The organism is Novosphingobium sp. BL-S-19 (genome assembly GCF_055521675.1).
Genome location: NZ_CM145498.1, coordinates 1,365,519 through 1,382,339 on the forward strand (window position 1 = coordinate 1,365,519; position 16,821 = coordinate 1,382,339).

General features: G+C 65.0%; 18 protein-coding genes. 9 read left to right on the forward strand and 9 right to left on the reverse strand.

Annotated elements, in window-relative coordinates; genetic code table 11:
- Nucleotides 1–66: 66 nt before the first annotated feature.
- The 9 genes from ACZ1JV_RS14730 to radC form a co-directional block, all read right to left on the reverse strand.
- A complete protein-coding gene (locus ACZ1JV_RS14730) occupies nt 67–822 on the reverse strand; it encodes an SIMPL domain-containing protein (RefSeq protein WP_465152136.1) in 756 nt (251 codons plus the stop codon).
- Between the two features lie 143 nt (nt 823–965).
- On the reverse strand, nt 966–1,643 hold the full coding sequence (pyrF, locus tag ACZ1JV_RS14735) for an orotidine-5'-phosphate decarboxylase (RefSeq protein WP_465152137.1): 678 nt from the start codon (nt 1,641–1,643) through the stop codon (nt 966–968).
- 4 nt (nt 1,644–1,647) lie between these two features.
- The gene (locus ACZ1JV_RS14740) at nt 1,648–1,977 is read right to left on the reverse strand and encodes a LapA family protein (protein ID WP_465152138.1); all 330 of its coding nucleotides are present in this window, start codon (nt 1,975–1,977) and stop codon (nt 1,648–1,650) included.
- Nucleotides 1,978–2,078: 101 nt separating this feature from the next.
- Nucleotides 2,079–3,392, reverse strand: a complete 1,314-nt coding sequence (gene purB, locus ACZ1JV_RS14745; RefSeq protein ID WP_465152139.1) for an adenylosuccinate lyase — start codon at nt 3,390–3,392, stop codon at nt 2,079–2,081.
- A 146-nt stretch (nt 3,393–3,538) separates the two neighbouring features.
- A complete protein-coding gene (locus ACZ1JV_RS14750; RefSeq protein ID WP_465152140.1) occupies nt 3,539–4,678 on the reverse strand; it encodes an endonuclease/exonuclease/phosphatase family protein in 1,140 nt (379 codons plus the stop codon).
- Nucleotides 4,679–4,788: 110 nt separating this feature from the next.
- The gene (locus tag ACZ1JV_RS14755) at nt 4,789–5,193 is read right to left on the reverse strand and encodes a hypothetical protein (protein WP_465152141.1); all 405 of its coding nucleotides are present in this window, start codon (nt 5,191–5,193) and stop codon (nt 4,789–4,791) included.
- A gap of 208 nt (nt 5,194–5,401) precedes the next feature.
- A complete protein-coding gene (locus tag ACZ1JV_RS14760; protein ID WP_465152142.1) occupies nt 5,402–6,817 on the reverse strand; it encodes a radical SAM/SPASM domain-containing protein in 1,416 nt (471 codons plus the stop codon).
- 232 nt (nt 6,818–7,049) lie between these two features.
- The gene (locus ACZ1JV_RS14765; protein ID WP_465152143.1) at nt 7,050–7,793 is read right to left on the reverse strand and encodes an NRDE family protein; all 744 of its coding nucleotides are present in this window, start codon (nt 7,791–7,793) and stop codon (nt 7,050–7,052) included.
- Nucleotides 7,793–8,554 carry a RadC family protein gene (radC, locus tag ACZ1JV_RS14770; RefSeq protein ID WP_465152577.1) on the reverse strand — a complete coding sequence of 254 codons (762 nt, stop codon included), beginning with the start codon at nt 8,552–8,554 and terminating at the stop codon, nt 7,793–7,795. Before radC ends, ACZ1JV_RS14765 begins: the two co-directional genes overlap by 1 nt.
- A 54-nt stretch (nt 8,555–8,608) precedes the next feature.
- Between radC and ACZ1JV_RS14775 the strand changes: the two genes are divergently transcribed.
- From ACZ1JV_RS14775 to ACZ1JV_RS14815, 9 genes are all read left to right on the forward strand, one after another.
- A complete protein-coding gene (locus tag ACZ1JV_RS14775; RefSeq protein WP_465152144.1) occupies nt 8,609–11,845 on the forward strand; it encodes an intermembrane phospholipid transport YdbH family protein in 3,237 nt (1,078 codons plus the stop codon).
- Complete coding sequence (locus tag ACZ1JV_RS14780; RefSeq protein ID WP_465152145.1) at nt 11,842–12,129, forward strand: YnbE family lipoprotein; 288 nt, start codon at nt 11,842–11,844, stop codon at nt 12,127–12,129. The genes ACZ1JV_RS14775 and ACZ1JV_RS14780 overlap by 4 nt, the downstream gene beginning before the upstream one ends.
- Complete coding sequence (locus ACZ1JV_RS14785; RefSeq protein WP_465152146.1) at nt 12,129–12,524, forward strand: YdbL family probable chaperone protein; 396 nt, start codon at nt 12,129–12,131, stop codon at nt 12,522–12,524. Before ACZ1JV_RS14780 ends, ACZ1JV_RS14785 begins: the two co-directional genes overlap by 1 nt.
- A 452-nt stretch (nt 12,525–12,976) precedes the next feature.
- A complete protein-coding gene (locus tag ACZ1JV_RS14790; protein WP_465152147.1) occupies nt 12,977–13,297 on the forward strand; it encodes an AtpZ/AtpI family protein in 321 nt (106 codons plus the stop codon).
- Nucleotides 13,298–13,351: 54 nt separating this feature from the next.
- Entirely contained in the window at nt 13,352–14,134 is a 783-nt protein-coding gene (locus ACZ1JV_RS14795; protein WP_465137866.1) for a F0F1 ATP synthase subunit A, read from the forward strand.
- Between the two features lie 42 nt (nt 14,135–14,176).
- The gene (locus ACZ1JV_RS14800) at nt 14,177–14,401 is read left to right on the forward strand and encodes a F0F1 ATP synthase subunit C (protein WP_142632765.1); all 225 of its coding nucleotides are present in this window, start codon (nt 14,177–14,179) and stop codon (nt 14,399–14,401) included.
- A gap of 101 nt (nt 14,402–14,502) precedes the next feature.
- Complete coding sequence (locus ACZ1JV_RS14805) at nt 14,503–14,997, forward strand: F0F1 ATP synthase subunit B family protein (RefSeq protein WP_465152148.1); 495 nt, start codon at nt 14,503–14,505, stop codon at nt 14,995–14,997.
- The gene (locus tag ACZ1JV_RS14810) at nt 14,990–15,577 is read left to right on the forward strand and encodes a F0F1 ATP synthase subunit B family protein (RefSeq protein ID WP_465152149.1); all 588 of its coding nucleotides are present in this window, start codon (nt 14,990–14,992) and stop codon (nt 15,575–15,577) included. Before ACZ1JV_RS14805 ends, ACZ1JV_RS14810 begins: the two co-directional genes overlap by 8 nt.
- A 196-nt stretch (nt 15,578–15,773) precedes the next feature.
- Complete coding sequence (locus ACZ1JV_RS14815) at nt 15,774–16,604, forward strand: hypothetical protein (RefSeq protein WP_465152150.1); 831 nt, start codon at nt 15,774–15,776, stop codon at nt 16,602–16,604.
- Nucleotides 16,605–16,821: the final 217 nt, after the last annotated feature.

The following is a 16,821-nucleotide window of genomic DNA, read 5'->3' on the forward strand; positions in this document are numbered from 1 at the left end:
GGGCACCTGCGGTGCCGAACGACTCCTTCGCGCCTTCGTGCCTTTGCGCGAACCCGTTATTCTATCTTACTGCGCCAGTTCGAACTGGACCGTCACGTTCACCGACATCTGCAGTTCACCGGCAGCGACCGGCGGCGCGGCGGCCGCCATGTCCATCGAGGCCTTGCGGGCATACATCACCGGCATCGGCGAAAAGCCGCCGCTCTCGCTGATCGAGACGATGCGCACCACGCGCAGGCCGGCGGCGCGGGCGTAGAGATCAGCGCGGGCGCGGGCGGTCTTGATCGCGTCCATGCGGGCTTCGTCCTGCGCGGCGTCGGGCTGCGACAGGGTGAAGTCCGGACCGTTTACCTGATTGGCGCCCGCCGTCACCAGCGCGTCGATCACCTTGCCGGTATCGGCCAGCTTGCGCTGGCGCACGTTCACGGTGTTTGTCGCCTGATAGCCGACGATCTCACGCGGTTCGCCGGAGAAGCTGCCGTCCGGCTGGCGCTTGGGTTCGGCATAGACCGGGTTGAGGCTGAGATTGGTGGTCTGGATGTCCTTGTCCGCCACGCCGGCCTTCTTCAGCGCGGCGATCACGCGGGCCATCGCCTGCGAGTTGGCGCCCATCGCTTCGCTGGCGGTCTTGCCTTGCGTGGTGACGCCGGCCGAATAGCTGGCCATGTCCGGCGTGCGGGTGGTGGAGCCTTCGGCGCTGACGGTCAGCAGGGTGTGCCCGGCCTCGATGGCGGGGACGGTCTGCTGCGCCATCGCGGCTGGGGCGGAAGCCAGCGCCAAAGCGGTGAACGCGGCAGCGGTAAGCAGTCGGGGGGATTTCATATAGTCGCACTCTCCATCCATCAGGACCGGAACAACGGTCTGTATCCCCGGAGGTTGCCCGGCGCTGAACCGTGCATTTCCGGGGGATGAACGGAGAGACGGAGCCGTGGCGCGTCAGCCTTGGCTCCAGCGCCACATTTGCGTCAGAGCGTGGCCTCGATGGCGCGGGCGGCGGCGAGGGGGTCTTCGGCGCGGCTGATCGGGCGGCCGATCACCAGCACGCTGGCGCCATCATCGCGCGCCTGACGCGGGGTGACGATGCGCTTCTGGTCGCCGTTCGTTCCGTTATCCGGGCGCAGGCCAGGGACGACGAAGTAGCCGTCCTTCCACTGCTTGTGCACCGCACCGACTTCGTGGCCCGAGCAGACGATGCCGTCCAGCCCGGCGGAGTGCGCCAGTTCGGCAAGGCGCAGGGCCTGTGCATGGGGTTCGTCGTTCACGCCGATGGCGGCAAGGTCGTCCCCGTCAAGGCTGGTGAGCACGGTGACGGCCACCACCTTGGTATTCTCACCCGCGGCGGCCTTGGCATCTTCCATCATCGCGCGGCCACCGGCGGCATGGATGGTGACGATCGAGGGCTGCAGCACGTGGATGGCCTGCATCGCGCCGGCCACGGTGTTCGGAATGTCGTGCAGCTTCAGGTCGAGGAAGATCGGCAGGCCCAGCTTGTGCAGTTCGTGCACGCCGTGGTGGCCGTGGGCGCAGAAGAACTCCAGCCCCAGCTTGATCCCGCCGATATGCCCGGCGACCTTGCGGGCCAGCGCCTCGGCAGCGTCGAGGCGGGGCAGGTCGAGGGCGAGATAGACGGGATTGTTGTTCATGGGATCAGACTTCCGGGGAGGGTTCTAGGGTGGGGGAGGCGGCTTCGGGCGCGGGCGCGGTCATCGACGGCATCGAACTGGCGCGCAGCGAGTTCTCCAGCGTGGCGATGCGGCGATTGAGCCGCCAGCGCACCGCGCGCAGGTAGAGCCACACCGGCAACATGCCGAGGCCGAAGAACAGCAGGGCGACGACGCCGACCGGCCATTCGAAGTGGATGTAGTTGCCGTCGTCCAGCGGCCAGAAGTTCACCGGCACCTTGGACCAGTTCATGGCGATGAAAGCGACGAGGATCGCGGTGATCGCAATCCACAGCACGGTGCGGATGATATTCATGCTTCCTCCGGCAATTCCTGCAGTTGGCTCTGCAAGTAGGTCCGCCAATCGCGCGCGATGCTAAGCGCGATTGGCGGCCATGGGAAGTGTCGGCGGGGTGCTTAGTTCCCGAAAACGCGCGCGAAGATCGTATCGACCTGCTTGAAGTGGTAGTCGAGGTTGAACTTGTCCTCGATCACTTCGACGGGCAGCGCGGCGGTGACTTCGGGATCGGCCTTGAGAAGTTCGAGCAGCGAGAGCTGACCGTCCGATTCCCACACCTTCATCGCATTGCGCTGGACCAGACGGTACGACTGGTCGCGCGTCAGGCCTGCCTGCGTCAGCGCCAGCAGCACGCGCTGCGAGTGGACGAGGCCGCCCATGCGATCGAGGTTCTTCTGCATGCGCTCGGGATAGACGAGCAGCTTGTCGACCACGCCGGTAAGGCGGGCCAGCGCGAAGTCGAGCGTGATCGTCGCGTCCGGGCCGATGAAGCGTTCGACCGAGGAATGCGAGATATCACGCTCATGCCATAGCGCCACGTTTTCCATCGCCGGGGTCACCGACGAGCGGACGACGCGGGCAAGGCCGGTCAGGTTTTCGGTCAGCACCGGGTTGCGCTTGTGCGGCATCGCCGACGAACCCTTCTGGCCGGGCGAGAAGTATTCCTCCGCCTCAAGCACTTCGGTGCGCTGCAGGTGGCGCACTTCGATGGCGAGGCGTTCGATCGAGCTGGCGATCACGCCCAGCACCGCGAAGAACATGGCGTGACGGTCGCGCGGGATCACCTGCGTGGAGACCGGCTCCACTTCCAGGCCCATCTTGTCGGCGACGTACTGTTCCACTGCCGGATCGACGTTGGCGAACGTGCCCACAGCGCCGGAGATCGCGCACGTGGCGACTTCTTCGCGAGCGGCGATCAGGCGCTTCTTGCAGCGCGAGAATTCGGCATAGGCTTCGGCCATCTTCAGGCCGAAGGTCACCGGTTCGGCATGGATGCCGTGGCTGCGGCCGATGGTGGGGGTGTACTTGTGCTCTTCGGCGCGGCGCTTGATCGCGGCGAGCAGGGCATCAAGGTCTTCCAGCAGGATGTCGGCAGCCTTGACGAGCTGGACGTTCAGCGTGGTGTCCAGCACGTCGGAGCTGGTCATGCCCTGGTGCATGAAGCGCGCTTCGGGGCCGACCTGCTGGGCAACCCAGTCGAGGAAGGCGATGACGTCGTGCTTGGTCACGGCTTCGATCGCGTCGATCGCGGCAACGTCGATCGTCGGGCTGGTCGCCCACCAGTCCCAGAGGGCCTGGCCGGCGCTGGCGGGCACGGTGCCCATCTCGCCCATCTTCACAGCGGCGTGGGCCTCGATCTCGAACCAGATGCGGTAACGGGCTTCGGGCTCCCAGATCGCGGTCATCGCGGGGCGGGCGTAGCGGGGGACCATGTTCGACTCCTATGGCTGACGCGGGTGCCGCTAGGCGGGCAGGGGCCCAATGGCAAGGGGGAAGGCGCGGCGCGAGAGGCGTGGACCTTGCCGAACTGCGGACCGATGGCGTTTTCCGGGCCGGGCAAGCGACGCGAAAACCGGCCTCATTTCGAGCTTATGACGGGGGTGTGCGTGGCAGGAAAGCGTGGGCGGCGGTCCCGGCCCGCCATCTTCCCGCAGGCCGGCGTGCGCGTAAGGCCGGCCTTCCAGCGCAATTCGTACGTCACCATGAAGCCATCGTGATCGGACAGCATCGGGCTGCCCGGGCTGCCGTCGAACATCGCCTCCACCCGCACCGGGCGGACGCGCACGTCCTCGCCGGTCCACAGGAACTGCAGGTCCTGCGTGTCCATCCACGGCTCGTCCCCGTCCCACGACATCTTCACGTCGCAGCCCGACGTCGGCGTCATGCAGATCCGGTGCACCAGATCGAGCGCCTGATAGCGGGTGAAATTCTCCCAGCGCGGCTCTGACCGGCGCATATTGAAATCCCCGCCGAAGATCAGCGGGTTCTCGTCATCATGCGTATCGTCGATGAAGCGCGAAGCTTCGCCCGCCTGGCGTGCGTGCGCGGAAAGATTTCGCGACGCCGGGGCGCCCGAAGCCCCGCGCGAATTCATGTGCGTGTCATAGACGTCGATCAGCGAGGGGACGCCCGGAATTTCGATGCGGGCCAGCGCGATGCCCTTGTTGGAAAGGCAATCGAAGCCCGCACAGGACCGCCGGCCATAGGCGGTGCGGGCATAGTCGATGATCGAATAGCGCGATGCGATGGCAAGCCCGCTGCCGAAGAGATGGATGCCGATCTCTCCGCGCGTCAGGCTGGAATGGCCGGGCAGGTGGTCGCGGGTGGCGCCCTTGGCGCGGGTGGTGCGACGCGGGCCCGAATAGATCGCCGGATAGCCGGTGCTTTTCACCGCCTGCTTGGCGGCATCGCTGAACATTTCCTGGAACAGCACGATGTCCGGCCCTGTTCCGGCCGCGCGCATCGTGGAAAGCCGCTCGCCGATCTGCTCCAGATACTTTGCGCGCCCGCTGCGCGCCGGCCAGCCGAGCCCTTCGATATTGTATGTCAGCACTTTCAGCCGCGTGGAGGCAATGGTGCCGTCGGCCGAATATTCGATGGCTGGCGGCGCCGTTTCCGCACAACTCACATAGGCGCGCGGCGGAGGAAGCGTGGAGCAACCGGTGGCAAGCAGCACGGCAAGGCCGGCGAAAAGGCGGGACGGGGGAAGACCGATCATGCCGGCGTGGCGTATTCCTGCTGGTGGGGGCGAGGTGTCACTTATGCGTGAGGCGCTCTCTCGTGCCAAGCCGTTACAAATTCGGCGCGGTAATGGAAAGCGGTCGGGCCTTAGCGGACGCGCGTCCCGGCGGCGTCCGGTTCGTTGTAGCGGGCATTGGTAAGGTAGATATTCCCTCGACCGAGCGCGCAGGCGACGGCGAATTCATGATCGACCTCAGCCTGGGTTTTCAGAGCTTTGCGGCCGGTTGCGAACACCGTGTCCTTGCCGTTCATGTTCACGGTAAGCAGCATGACATCGAGACCGGCGGAACGGCTTGCCTTCAGGAAAGCCGCCATGTCGCTGTCGGATGCGTCCTGTGTGACAAATTGATAGGCGCCCGGTACGCCTGCCTTGCCGTAATCGGCCACAGCAGGCGCGCGTTTCAGCGGACAGGCGGGCGTCAGCCTGACCTGCCCGACGCCCGCCTCCTGTTGAAATCGCGCGCATCCGGAAATTCCGGCAATCAGCACCATCGAAGCAAGTAATCTTGCAAGGCCAGGGACGTTTTTCATCGTTCCTGGTTATTCGCCAAATACTAACGATCGCTTTCCCGCGAAACCTGCAGCTTTCGCGGCAGTCTAGAGCATTTTCCAATCAGATGGAATCATCTGATGACTCGGAAAATGCGTCAAACCAGAAGCTTAGAGCAGTTGATCCGATGCAATCGGATCGGAAACTGCTTTAGGCGTGAAAGAATTCGCTGAGGTCGCAGGGCTGTACGATGGGGTCGCGAAGGCGCGGGTCGCGGCAGGCTTGAAGGAAATCGTCGTATTCAGGATGGGCGGCTGCGAAAACGGCCTTGGCCTCATATTCCTCTGCGCTGAATGTGCCCCAGTTCGTCATGCGCGCGAAGAAGACGTGATCCGCCCCGATCTCGCGCGCAAGGTCCACCGCGTCGCCCATCTCGCGATAGTTTTCGGTCTGTACGGTGAAGGGGATGGTGAAATGGGAGACCAGGCCGGCCGCTCTCAATTCGCCCGCGAACTTCAGGTTTTCCTGCATGACCGACCATTTCGCGCCGCGGCGCAGGAGTTCGTGCGTCGGCCCGGTGGCGGCGTCCAGACTGATCCGCAACGATGCCACGCGCCCGTGCAGGCTGGGGAAGGCCGCCCACTGCTGGGGCGTGAACAGCATCCCGTTGGTCATCACGATGAATTTCAGGTCCGGATAGTCGTCCGCATTCAGCTGTTCGATGAGCCGGCGAAAGTTCTTGCTGGCAAAGGGATCGCCCGACCCGGTGATATGCACATAGCGGGCGTTTTCCAGCAGCGGCAGGATCCGGTTGTCCTGCATGTCCTGATAGCGCGCGCGGGTTGCATCGTCCGCTGCGTAGCGGGAGGTGCGGCAGGACGGACAGGAAAGATTGCAGGTGCGGTCGTAGGCGAGGTTTACCGTTTCCGGCCCGCGCGGCATTGCCGTTTGGCGCGACGTGACGATGTCATGCCATTTGGGTTGCGCCGTCAGGTCCTCCGCTTTCTTCAGGTCGTTGCTCTGTATGACGGGGCAGGAGCGCTTGTTGCAGTGACGGTAGGACCCGTCGAGCACGCTTTCGCGGATGGCCTGGGCCTTCTGCCCGTTCCACACCGCTTCGCTGGGTGCATAAGTGAGATTGCCCGCCGAAGTCGGCAACCAGCTTGCACAGCACAAGTGGGTGGACGTTTCCAAAACGTCGAGCTGGGTGAACGGCACCAGGCAGACCTTGCCATTCAGGGCGAACTTCGGGTTTTCCGGATCGATCAGCGCTTCGACATGGAACGCGGCGCCCTGCACCTGCACGTTCTGGCTGTGGCGGATCGTCAAGGGCAGCAGCGCGGCCAGCACGGTTCCGGCATCCTCGATGCCAAGCCGGCAGATCGCGAGCAACAGCTGAATCCGGATGCGGATCGTCTGATTGGTTTCGCGGGCTTCCCGGTCGCGCAGTTCGGCAGCGATAAGCGGGTTTTCGGAAAACAGCGACGGGACCAGCGGCCAAAGCTCGGGATGGTCCAGCGCGTCGTTCAGCATATCCAGCATCAGGTCGCAGGCCTGATGGGCCGCGACGGTGCCGTCGACGAGAGAGGCGTCGTCGGCCGTGATGGTTTCATCCTGAACGGTCAAAGGTCATCCCCATTGGAAGGCATTTGCCTTCATTATAGGAGGGCGGAAGCAGGTTCCGGCGGTGGTGGCAGGCTGGGCCGGTGGCTGCCTATTTCACCCATCTGAAGCTGCGGTCGATAAGGGCGCTCAGCAATGGCACGAAGAACCAGTTGGAGAGCATGGCGAATCCCATTGCCCAGGCGATTGCGTCGTGCCGGATCGTCCAGCCGCCAGCCAGCCACTGGTCCGCGCTTCAGGGCAAGGTGGCCCGGGGCCATGCGAAATCGATCGAGATTTCTCCGCTCACGCTGCCGTCCGATGCGAAGCTGCGCTCGACTATCCGGCCCCGGCCGGAGCGATGCAGGGCAAGCACGGTGCTGCACCGGGTGCCATAGACGAAGTCGCGGATGAACACCGGGGCGAAGCGCGGTTCGGGGCCGTCTTCCGGGCGCGCTGTTCGCCGGTCGGGCTTCTCCACGCGCAGGGCGTCCAGCATTGGGGAGAGGTTTTCGCTGCCGGCCTCCAGCCAGTTCGCCACCGCCTGTTCGACCGCGCGCGTCTTGGGCCAGGGCAAGTCGAAGCCGCCGTTGGACAGGCCATGGATGCCGGGGTTGAGGGTGCGGGCCTCGGTATGCGGGCAATTGGTGAGGAAACGCGCGGCACCGCCCGCCACTTCCACCAGATTGAACGGGTTCATCGTCTCCACCGGCTCCGGTGTGCGGCCTTCCAGCAGGTCGGTGACGAGTATGCCGCGTGAGGGGCGGCCCGGCTGGGCGCCTTCGGGCACGCGGTAATTGGTGACCAGGACGAAGCGGCCGCCCTCGGTCAGGCCCATCCACGTGCCGTGGCCGACAAGATCGCGCCCGGCAATCACGCCCGAACCGTCGTCCCAATGCGACAGCGGGGCGGAGGCGCGCGCGTGGAACTCGTCGCGATTGCCGGCGACGACCAGCGGCCAGTCGAGATGCGCCTGCCAGGCGACGGCGGCGACGCACATCAGAGCATGCCTTTCGCGCGCATGCTGACATGGCCCTCGCGGCCGATCACCACATGGTCGTGAACCTCCACGCCAAGGATACGGCCGGCGGCGGCGATGCGGTGCGTCATCTCGATATCCGCGCGGCTGGGTTCCGGCGAGCCGGAGGGGTGGTTATGGACCAGGATCAACCCGGTGGCGCCAAGGTCCAGCGCGCGGCGGATCACTTCGCGCGGATGGATCGCGGCCTCGTCTATCGATCCTTCGCCCACCATCTCGTCCAGCAGCAGCATGTTTCTGGCATTGAGATAGAGTACGCGCACGCGTTCGCGCGTCAGGTGCGCCATATCGATGGTCAGATAGTCGATCAGCATCTGCCACGATCCGATCACCGGCTTTTCGCGCACGTGCTGGCGGGCGAGGCGGGTGGCGGCGACGGTGACGATCCTGAGCGCGGCCGCCGTCGCCTCGCCCATGTCGGGATGGGCGGCCAGAGTGCGCGGATCGGTTTGCAGAACCGCCGCGAGGGAGCCGAATCGCTGGATCAGGCTGCGGGCCAGCGGTTTCATGTCGCGCCGGGGAACGGCCTGCATCAGCAGGAGTTCGATCACTTCATGATCTGCCAGCGCTTCCGTTCCGCCATCGATCAGCCGCTTGCGCAGTCGCGCGCGGTGGCCGCTGGGGTCGTTGCCCGTTTCCGACCGCGTGGCGCCATCGTCCGGCGCGGAAATTCCGGCGCTGGGCGCGGGCGGTTCATCGAAGAGACTGTCCTGATCGGGCATAAGCTGCACGGACAATTGCCTTTCCCGGCGCGGGCGCGCAAGTGAACGATCTGAATGTCTGAGGTGCAAGACCAGTCCGAAGCCCCGGCGGAGCAAGACCGCCCTTCCAGCGCCCGTCGCCGCGTGGCGGCCGGGAGCGCGTTGGGCGTGCTGGGCCTCTTCGCGCTCTCTCTGGGCGCGGCCTGGACGATGCGCGAGCATATTGCCGACAACCTGATTGCCGATCAGCTGAACAAGCTGGGCCTACCCGCACGCTACAAGATCGTGAAGATCTCGCCCTCGGAAGAAGTGATCCGCAACGTGGTGGTGGGCGATCCCCGGCGGCCGGACCTGACGATAGAGGAAGTGCGCGTGGCGACGCGGCTGGCCTGGGGCATCCCCGGCATCGGCCGGATCACGCTGGTGCGTCCGCGCCTCTACGGCAGCCTGCACAATGGCAAGCTGAGCCTTGGCGCGCTGGACAAAGTGCTCGAATCGGGTGGGGGCGACAAGGATCACCCGCTGCCCGATTACGACGTGGCGCTGGTTGACGGCCGTGCGCTGATCGAGAGCGACTACGGCCGCATCGCCGCGAAGATCGACGGGGTCGGGGGCTTGCGCGGCGGGTTCGATGGCGTGCTGGCGGCAGTGTCGCCGGCAGTGGCCTATCAGGGCTGCAAGGCGGCGCACACCACGCTTTACGGCAGACTGCGCGTGGAGGGCGAAAAGCCCAGGTTCACCGGGCCGCTGCGGATGGATGCGCTCGATTGCCCGTCGCAGGCCCAAGGGCAGGGTTTGCGCGTCGGCAAGTCGGCTGCGCAGCTGGATCTGACGGTCGACCGCAGGCTGGACGGGGTGGAAGGCCGGCTGGGCTTTGCAGGCGGCGCGGCGCGGCTGGCCGGGAACCGCGTGGAAGGGCTTACCGCTTCCAGCCGCTTCACCTTCCGCAAGCAGGCGCTGACCGCCACCTACAAGCTGGCCGCGCGCGGCGTCGCCACGCCGCAGGCGGCGGCAGCGGTGCTGGGCTTCGACGGGCAGGTGCGCACCGATCCCGGCTTCGCGAACATCGATATAGAGGGTGACGCCACTGGCGGCGGCCTGATCCCCGGCGCCATGGCCGACCGCGCGCTGGCCGATCTGGCCAGGAGCGGGGAGGGGACGCTGGCTGCTCCGCTGGCGAACGGCATCCGCTCGGCACTGGCGCGCGAGGCGCGGGGGTCGAAGCTCGATGCCAATGTGATCCTGCGCCGCGATGCGGGCCGCTGGAGTCTGGTGGTGCCGCGCGGAAACTGGCGGGGGACGAGCGGGGCCTCGCTGCTGACTCTCTCACGCGTGCAGGCGGTATTTGGAAAAGGGCGGCCGGTCATCACCGGCAACTTCGCCAGCGGCGGGGAAGGGCTGCCACGCGTTTCCGGCCGGATGGAAACGGGCGCGAACGGTCGCCTCGCGCTCAGCGTCTCGATGCCCGAGTACCGGGCTGGCGATGCGCGGCTTGCGCTGCCGCAACTCTCGCTGCTCCAGTCCGCCGATGGCGCGATCACTTTCGCGGGAGAGGCACGCCTTTCGGGTGCCTTGCCGGGCGGCCGGGCCGACGGGCTGGCGCTTCCCGTCGAGGGGCGCTGGGCGGCGGACGGGGCAGTGCTGCTCTGGCCGCGATGCACCACTGTCGCGTTCGATCGGCTGGCGCTTGCCAATGTGACCATCGACAGGCGTAAGCTGTCAGTCTGCCCGGCCAAGGGCAGGCCGATCATCGCGAGCGACGCGCGCGGGCTTTCGGTCACCGCCGGTTTTCCCGCGCTGGACATCGCGGGGCGCATGGGCGGCACGCGCATCCGCGTGGCGAGCGGCCCGCTGGGCTATGCGCAGTTCCCCGGAAAGCCGGGCGCGCTGACGGCCAAGGGCGTCGCGGTGGAACTGGGTGCGGCGGATGCACCGTCGCGCTTCCGCATCGCCCACCTCGACGCAACCATCGGCAAGGAGATCGGCGGAGCCTTCGACGAGGGCGATGTGATGCTGGCCGCCGTGCCGCTTGATCTGCATCAGACCGCCGGGCGCTGGCGCTATGCCGGCGGCGTCCTGACCGTCGACGATGCGCACTTCACGCTGGTCGACCGCCAGCAGGCCCCGCGTTTCCAGCCGATGATCGCGCGGGACGCCACTTTGCGGCTCCAGAACGGCACGATCACCGCGCAGGCCCTGCTGCGGGAGCCGACCAGCGACCGCGGGATCGTGCGCGCCGATATCGTTCACGACCTCAATGCCGCAAAGGGGCATGCCGACCTCGCGGTGGATGGCATCGTGTTCGACAACAAGGTGCAGGCCGAAACGCTTTCGCCGATGCTGCTGGGCATCGTCTCCAACCTCGACGGCACGGTGCGCGGCACTGGCCGGATCGACTGGAATGGGGACAGGGTCACCAGCCACGGCCGTTTCTCCACCGATGCACTGGCCTTCGCCGCGCCGTTCGGGCCGGTGAAGGGGCTGTCCGGCGATGTGGTCTTCACCGATCTGCTGGGCATGGTCACCGCGGCGGACCAGAAGCTGAAGATCGCCTCCCTGAATCCGGGTATCGAGGTGACGGACGGCGTGCTCTCGTTCCAGATGGAGCCGAAATACCTGCTCCGCATCAATGGCGCGCAATGGCCGTTCATGGACGGGCAGTTGACGCTGGAACCCGCGACGATGACCATCGGCGCGTCGGAAACGCGGCGTTACAAGCTGACCGTCAAGGGCCTGAACGCCGCGACGTTCGTGCAGCATCTGGAAGTGGGCAATGTCAACGCCACCGGCGTGTTCGATGGCGAACTGCCGCTGGTGTTCGATGAGAACGGCGGCCGGATCGACAATGGCTACCTGCGCTCACGCGCGCCGGGCGGCAATGTCAGCTATATCGGTGCGCTGACCTACAAGGACCTGTCGGCGATGGGCAACTTCGCCTTCGGCGCGCTGAAGTCGGTCGATTACAAGCAGATGGAGATCGGTCTCGACGGTTCGCTCTCCGGCGACATTCTCACGCGGATCAGTTTCGACGGGCTCAGCCAGGGGGCGGAGGCGTCGAAGAACTTCATCACCAAGCAAGTGGCGAAGCTGCCGATCCACTTCATCGTCAATATCAAGGCGCCGTTCATGAGCCTGTTCGGCAACATGCGCTCTCTCTACGACGCCACTTACATCAAGGACCCGCGCCTGCTCAGCGTCGAGGCGGCGATGCAGGTGAAAGCGAAGGCCGCTGCAGCCGCGGCAGCGGCCAAAACCACGGTTGATCCCACGCAACACACCATTCAGCCTTCAGACAGCGAGAAAAAACCATGATCGGCCCGCAATTGACCGGAAGCGTTCCGGCTGCGACAAGCCCGGCGATGAAGTCTATCGCCCAATCGTTTTCGCAGCATTCCGCCCCCCGGTCCGGCAGGCGCGCCGTTCGCGCCGCGGGGATGGTGGCGATTTTCGTCCCGATGCTGGCGGGCTGCATTCAGGTTACGGCGCCCGACAAGCCGATCGTGATCGAACTCAATGTCAACATCCGTCAGGAAGTGATCTATCAGCTTTCCGCAGACGCGGAAAAGACGATCAAGGACAACGAAGGCGTATTCTGATGACCAAGATCCGTTTCAGCAATTCCGTCGCCCTGATGGGTGCAGTCGCGCTGGTTCTCGGCGCAGCAGGTGTCGCCGTGGCCCAGGAAGCCCGCGACCCGGCCTATGCCGCCGCGCGCGCCGCCGGGCAGGTGGGTGAACAGCGCGATGGTTACCTTGGCGTCGTCGGCGGCCAGTCAGCCGCCGTGCAGGCGATGGTGCGTGACCTGAACAACAAGCGCCGCGCGATCTATACCGATAAGGCAGCCGGCAAGGGCACGATCGAGGAATATGCCTTCGCCACGGCCTGCCGTCTGATCTCGCAGACCAGCCCGGGGGAGAAGTATCAGGCCCCCGATGGTTCGTGGCAGACCCGCACGGCCGCGCCGCCCCAGCGCGATCCGCGCTGCCCGTAACGTCGCTCCTGCAGTCTCGACCCGTTTTCGGGCCGGTATCACAAGAGGTGGTGCCGGCCCGAGTTATTTGTCGGGTGCGCGCGTTACATCCATGACGAGTGGGCCGGTGCCGCGCAGAGGGCAGCGCTGTGATCTGCGCCTCCCGTCTCGCCGGCGGGACATTCCTTCACTCTTTCGACAGGGTTGTGACAGGGCTCTGACAGCATGATTCGCAAATCGTCGTTGACGAACGGCACCACGCATCGCCCTTGCGCTTTTCCTTTTCCTGGCGAATGCTGTGTCGGCACGGGCACTTGGGCCAAAGGCTTATTGCGCGGGAATGCGTGTGAACAAGAGGCGCCGGCAGCGCCCGGCCAAGGTTGACTCGGGATAAGCCCCACCCTAAGGGGGCGGCGCCCTCGGCAGGGAGCCGTTGAACGCGTCAATCGTCCTTTGATGGAGGAGGACCTGACATGAACGACGAGCCTTCTGCACGGGATCCCGTTGGCGAGGATGCGCGCCTGGAACGGCTCGACGAAAGGCTGAAAGCCCTTCGTGGCCGCGAAGAGCAGCGCAACAAGCCCAACGCAGGCACGGAAACGGACGATTCCTATCGCGCCGGTAACCGTGTTCTGGCCGATCTTCTCGGCGGGGTCATCGGCGGCCTGTTCATCGGCTGGGTGATAGATCACTTCGCCGGAACATCGCCCTGGGGTCTGATGGTGATGTTGTTCCTTGGAATATTCGTCGCCTTCAGGAATATCATACGGAATTCGAACCAGCGCCCGGATTGACCCAAAGGGGGGTGGATTAGGGCGCTGTCGTTCATTGGCGACAGGGATATTCGCGTGGCTGCCGAAGCTAAGCTCGATCCGATGCACCAGTTCCAGCTGGAAACGCTGGCCGGTGCGAATTGGAACATTGCCGGATACAACATCGCCTTCACCAACAGTGCGCTGTGGATGGCGATCGCAACCGTGGTGCTGATGGTGTTCGTTGCCGGCGGCATGAAGCGCCAGCTGGTGCCCGGCCGCTGGCAGATGGCGGTGGAAACCTTCACCGGCTTCATCGACGGCATGCTGGCCGCCAACGTCGGCCCCGGCGGCAAGAAGTACGTTCCGTACATCTTCTCGCTGTTCATGTTCATTCTCTTCGCGAACTTCCTGGGCCTGCTGCCGCTCGGCGTCCTGGGCATGCACGCTTTCACGTTCACCAGCCACTTCTCGGCCACCGGTGTTCTGGCGGTGCTTTCGTTCGCGATCGTCCTCATCGTGGGCTTTGCCAAGCACAAGCTGCACTTCTTCTCGCTGTTCGTGCCGCACGGTACGCCGGTGGTGATGATCCCGCTGATCTTCGTGGTCGAGCTGATCTCCTTCCTCGTGCGTCCGTTCAGCCTTGGCCTTCGTCTCTTCGTTGCGATGATGGCCGGCCACGTGCTTCTTGAAGTGCTTTCGAGCTTCGTGATCAGCTCTGGCAACGCCGGTATCGGCCTGTTCGCCATCGCCGGTCTGCCCAGCTTCATCCTGATGATCGGCATCTGCGCGCTTGAGCTGCTGGTTGCCGGTATCCAGGCCTACGTTTTCGCTCTTCTCACCTGCGTCTATCTGAACGACGCCGAGAACCTTCACTGATTTTCAGTCTCTTATTAGACTTTTCCAAAGGGAGTTTTTGTAATGGAAGCAGATGCTGCAAAGCTGCTTGGTGCCGGTCTTGCTGCGATCGGTTGCGGCCTCGCCTCGATCGGCGTGGGTAACGTTTTCGCGAAGTTCCTCGAAGGCGCGCTGCGCAACCCCGGCGCTGCCGACGCCCAGCAGGGCCGTCTCTTCATCGGCTTCGCGGGCGCCGAACTTCTCGGCCTGCTCTCGTTCGTCGTTGCCGCGCTGCTGATCTTCGCCTGATCCAGCGCACTGATCCGATCCGGCCGCGCGAACCCTTTGGTGCCGCGGCCGGGCCACCGGATGCAAGATTTTTACCGGCTACCTCGGGACAGGGCTGACACATGCCTCAGATCGCACAGCTAGGCGAATATTACGCCAGCCAGATCTTCTGGATGCTGATCTTCTTCGCCATCACCTTCTTCGTCGTTGGACGCGGCATGGTGCCCAAGGTGATGGATACCGTCGCATCGCGCGACAAGCAGATTGCCGAGGACCTCGCCACCGCCGAAAAGCTGCGCGAAAGCGCCGACGCGGAAGAGGAAGCCTGGCGCACGCGTGAAAACGCGAACCGCGCCGAGGCCCAGGGCCTCATCGCCGCGGCCCGTGCCAAGGCCGGCGCCGCCACCGCGGACCGTCTGAACGCCGCGCAAGTCGGCATCGACGCCGATCTGGCCGCCGCCGAAAAGCGCATCGACGAGGCGCGCCGTTCGGCCGCTGCCGAGATCGAGAGCGTTGCCGCCGACGCCGCGCGTGATATCGTCAGCCGCGTTGCCGGCCTCTCGCTGGACGAGACCGCCGTGCGCAGCGCCGTGAAGGAGAGCCTCGCTCATGGCTGAGAACACTGCAGCTGAAACGGGCGCTGAAGCGGGCGCCGCACCGGTCGCTCACGAAGCCGCCGGCAATCAGGCGCACACCGCCGTCGAGCACGCGGAACCCGCGCTGCTGGGCGTTGCCCCGCCGGTTGCCGTCGTCAGCACTTCGATGCTGGTGCTCATCCTGATCATGATCTGGAAGGGCGTGCCCAAGCTGATTTCGGGTGGTCTGGATTCGCGGATCGCTCAGATCAAGGCGCACCTCGAAGAGGCCAAGACCCTGCGTGCCGAGGCGGAAGCCCTGCGCAAGGAATATGCCGACAAGATCGCGAACGCCGAAAAGGACGCCGCGGCCATGCTTGAGCACGCTCAGCATGAAGCCGAAGCGATCGTCGCCAAGGCGGAAGCCGACACCACCGAACTGATCGCCCGCCGCCACAAGATGGTGGAAGAGAAGATCTCGGCGCTGGAATTGGCCACGATCACCGATCTGCGCCGCAAGGCCGCTGCTGCTGCTGCACTGGCCGCCGGCGATCTGATCAAGGCCAACCACTCGGCCGATGCCGACAAGGCACTGGTTGACAAGGCGATCGCCGGGATCTGATCCCGCCGCTTGCCGGTAACCGGAAAAGCAAAAGCCCTCGTGTTCGCACGGGGGCTTTTTTCATGTCGGTCTGACGCCATCCGGGGCGATGAAATTGATGTAATCGCGGCAAGTGCAGGATCCCGTTAAGTTGACAATTACCCCGCCTCCTTATTGAGCGAAGGCAGGCCCATCGGGCTTGCAACAAGGGGGAACCATGAAAATTGCTGCGACTATCGCGGCCGGCTTGATGTTGGTCGCAACACCGGTGCTTGCCGCCACGCATCCGCTGACCAAGCAGGACGCGCTGCAACTGACCCAGCTCGGGCTGGGAGACGACGCCATCGTCGCCAAGATCAATGCCGACAAGGTGGACTTCGATCTTTCGACCGACGACATGATCGCGCTTCGCAAGCAGGGCGTTTCGTCTGCCGTGATCGCGTCCATGATCGCCAACCGTTATGAGGCTAAGGCGGAGCTTTCGCTCGATTCGCCCGATCCCCGCGTGCCGCATCCGGCCGGGCTCTATGCGCTTCAGGACATCGGCGGCCCGCACATGAAGCGGATGGAGCCGACCGTCACCAATCAGGCCAAGACAGGGGGCATCCTGGGCTACGCGCTCACCGGCGGCATCGCCTCGATGAGCGTGAAGGCGGCGATCCAGAAAGAGACTTCGATCGTGCCGGTGTCGCGCCAGCCGCGCTTCTACTTCTTCTCGGCTGAATCGAACGGCAGCGATGCCAGCGCATGGGCCAGCGGCACCAACACTGTGGTCGCATCGCCGGCCGAACTGACGCTGGTTCGCCTTACCCGCAAGGACGGGCGCCGCGAAGCCCGCGTGGGCAGCATGAACATCGCGGGTGCCAAGTCCGGCGTGATGGACAAGGATCGCATCGAGTTCCGCCACGAACTGGTGCGTCCCGGCGTCTACAAGGTCGAACTCGCGCAGCCGCTTGAGCCCGGCGAATATGGCTTCATCTACTCGCTGGCCGGCGGCGGTTCCTCGGGTGCGATGACCGCGCGTATCTTCGATTTCACCGTGCAGTGACGAAGGATCGACCCGGTTGATCCGGGTCGGATCGAGAGGGCCTCCGCGCAGCTGCGCGGAGGCCTTTTTCGTGCCGTAACGGGAACGTGTCGCAGTCATGTGCAATCGAGGTTGACCTTGGCGCACTTTGGGATCAGAGGGGCGCCCGCACGGCCACTCGTGCCGCGCAAGTTTCAGGAAGCGAGGACATGTCAAGCGACAGTTCCAGTAGGACCGC

Coding starts and splice junctions, on each gene's coding strand:
- ACZ1JV_RS14730 (WP_465152136.1), bottom strand. CDS start 822: ATGAAATCCCCCCGACTGCTTACCGCTGCCGCGTTCACCGCTTTGGCG.
- pyrF (WP_465152137.1), bottom strand. CDS start 1,643: ATGAACAACAATCCCGTCTATCTCGCCCTCGACCTGCCCCGCCTCGAC.
- ACZ1JV_RS14740 (WP_465152138.1), bottom strand. CDS start 1,977: ATGAATATCATCCGCACCGTGCTGTGGATTGCGATCACCGCGATCCTC.
- purB (WP_465152139.1), bottom strand. CDS start 3,392: ATGGTCCCCCGCTACGCCCGCCCCGCGATGACCGCGATCTGGGAGCCC.
- ACZ1JV_RS14750 (WP_465152140.1), bottom strand. CDS start 4,678: ATGATCGGTCTTCCCCCGTCCCGCCTTTTCGCCGGCCTTGCCGTGCTG.
- ACZ1JV_RS14755 (WP_465152141.1), bottom strand. CDS start 5,193: ATGGTGCTGATTGCCGGAATTTCCGGATGCGCGCGATTTCAACAGGAG.
- ACZ1JV_RS14765 (WP_465152143.1), bottom strand. CDS start 7,793: ATGTGCGTCGCCGCCGTCGCCTGGCAGGCGCATCTCGACTGGCCGCTG.
- radC (WP_465152577.1), bottom strand. CDS start 8,554: ATGCCCGATCAGGACAGTCTCTTCGATGAACCGCCCGCGCCCAGCGCC.
- ACZ1JV_RS14775 (WP_465152144.1), top strand. CDS start 8,609: ATGTCTGAGGTGCAAGACCAGTCCGAAGCCCCGGCGGAGCAAGACCGC.
- ACZ1JV_RS14780 (WP_465152145.1), top strand. CDS start 11,842: ATGATCGGCCCGCAATTGACCGGAAGCGTTCCGGCTGCGACAAGCCCG.
- ACZ1JV_RS14785 (WP_465152146.1), top strand. CDS start 12,129: ATGACCAAGATCCGTTTCAGCAATTCCGTCGCCCTGATGGGTGCAGTC.
- ACZ1JV_RS14790 (WP_465152147.1), top strand. CDS start 12,977: ATGAACGACGAGCCTTCTGCACGGGATCCCGTTGGCGAGGATGCGCGC.
- ACZ1JV_RS14800 (WP_142632765.1), top strand. CDS start 14,177: ATGGAAGCAGATGCTGCAAAGCTGCTTGGTGCCGGTCTTGCTGCGATC.
- ACZ1JV_RS14805 (WP_465152148.1), top strand. CDS start 14,503: ATGCCTCAGATCGCACAGCTAGGCGAATATTACGCCAGCCAGATCTTC.
- ACZ1JV_RS14810 (WP_465152149.1), top strand. CDS start 14,990: ATGGCTGAGAACACTGCAGCTGAAACGGGCGCTGAAGCGGGCGCCGCA.
- ACZ1JV_RS14815 (WP_465152150.1), top strand. CDS start 15,774: ATGAAAATTGCTGCGACTATCGCGGCCGGCTTGATGTTGGTCGCAACA.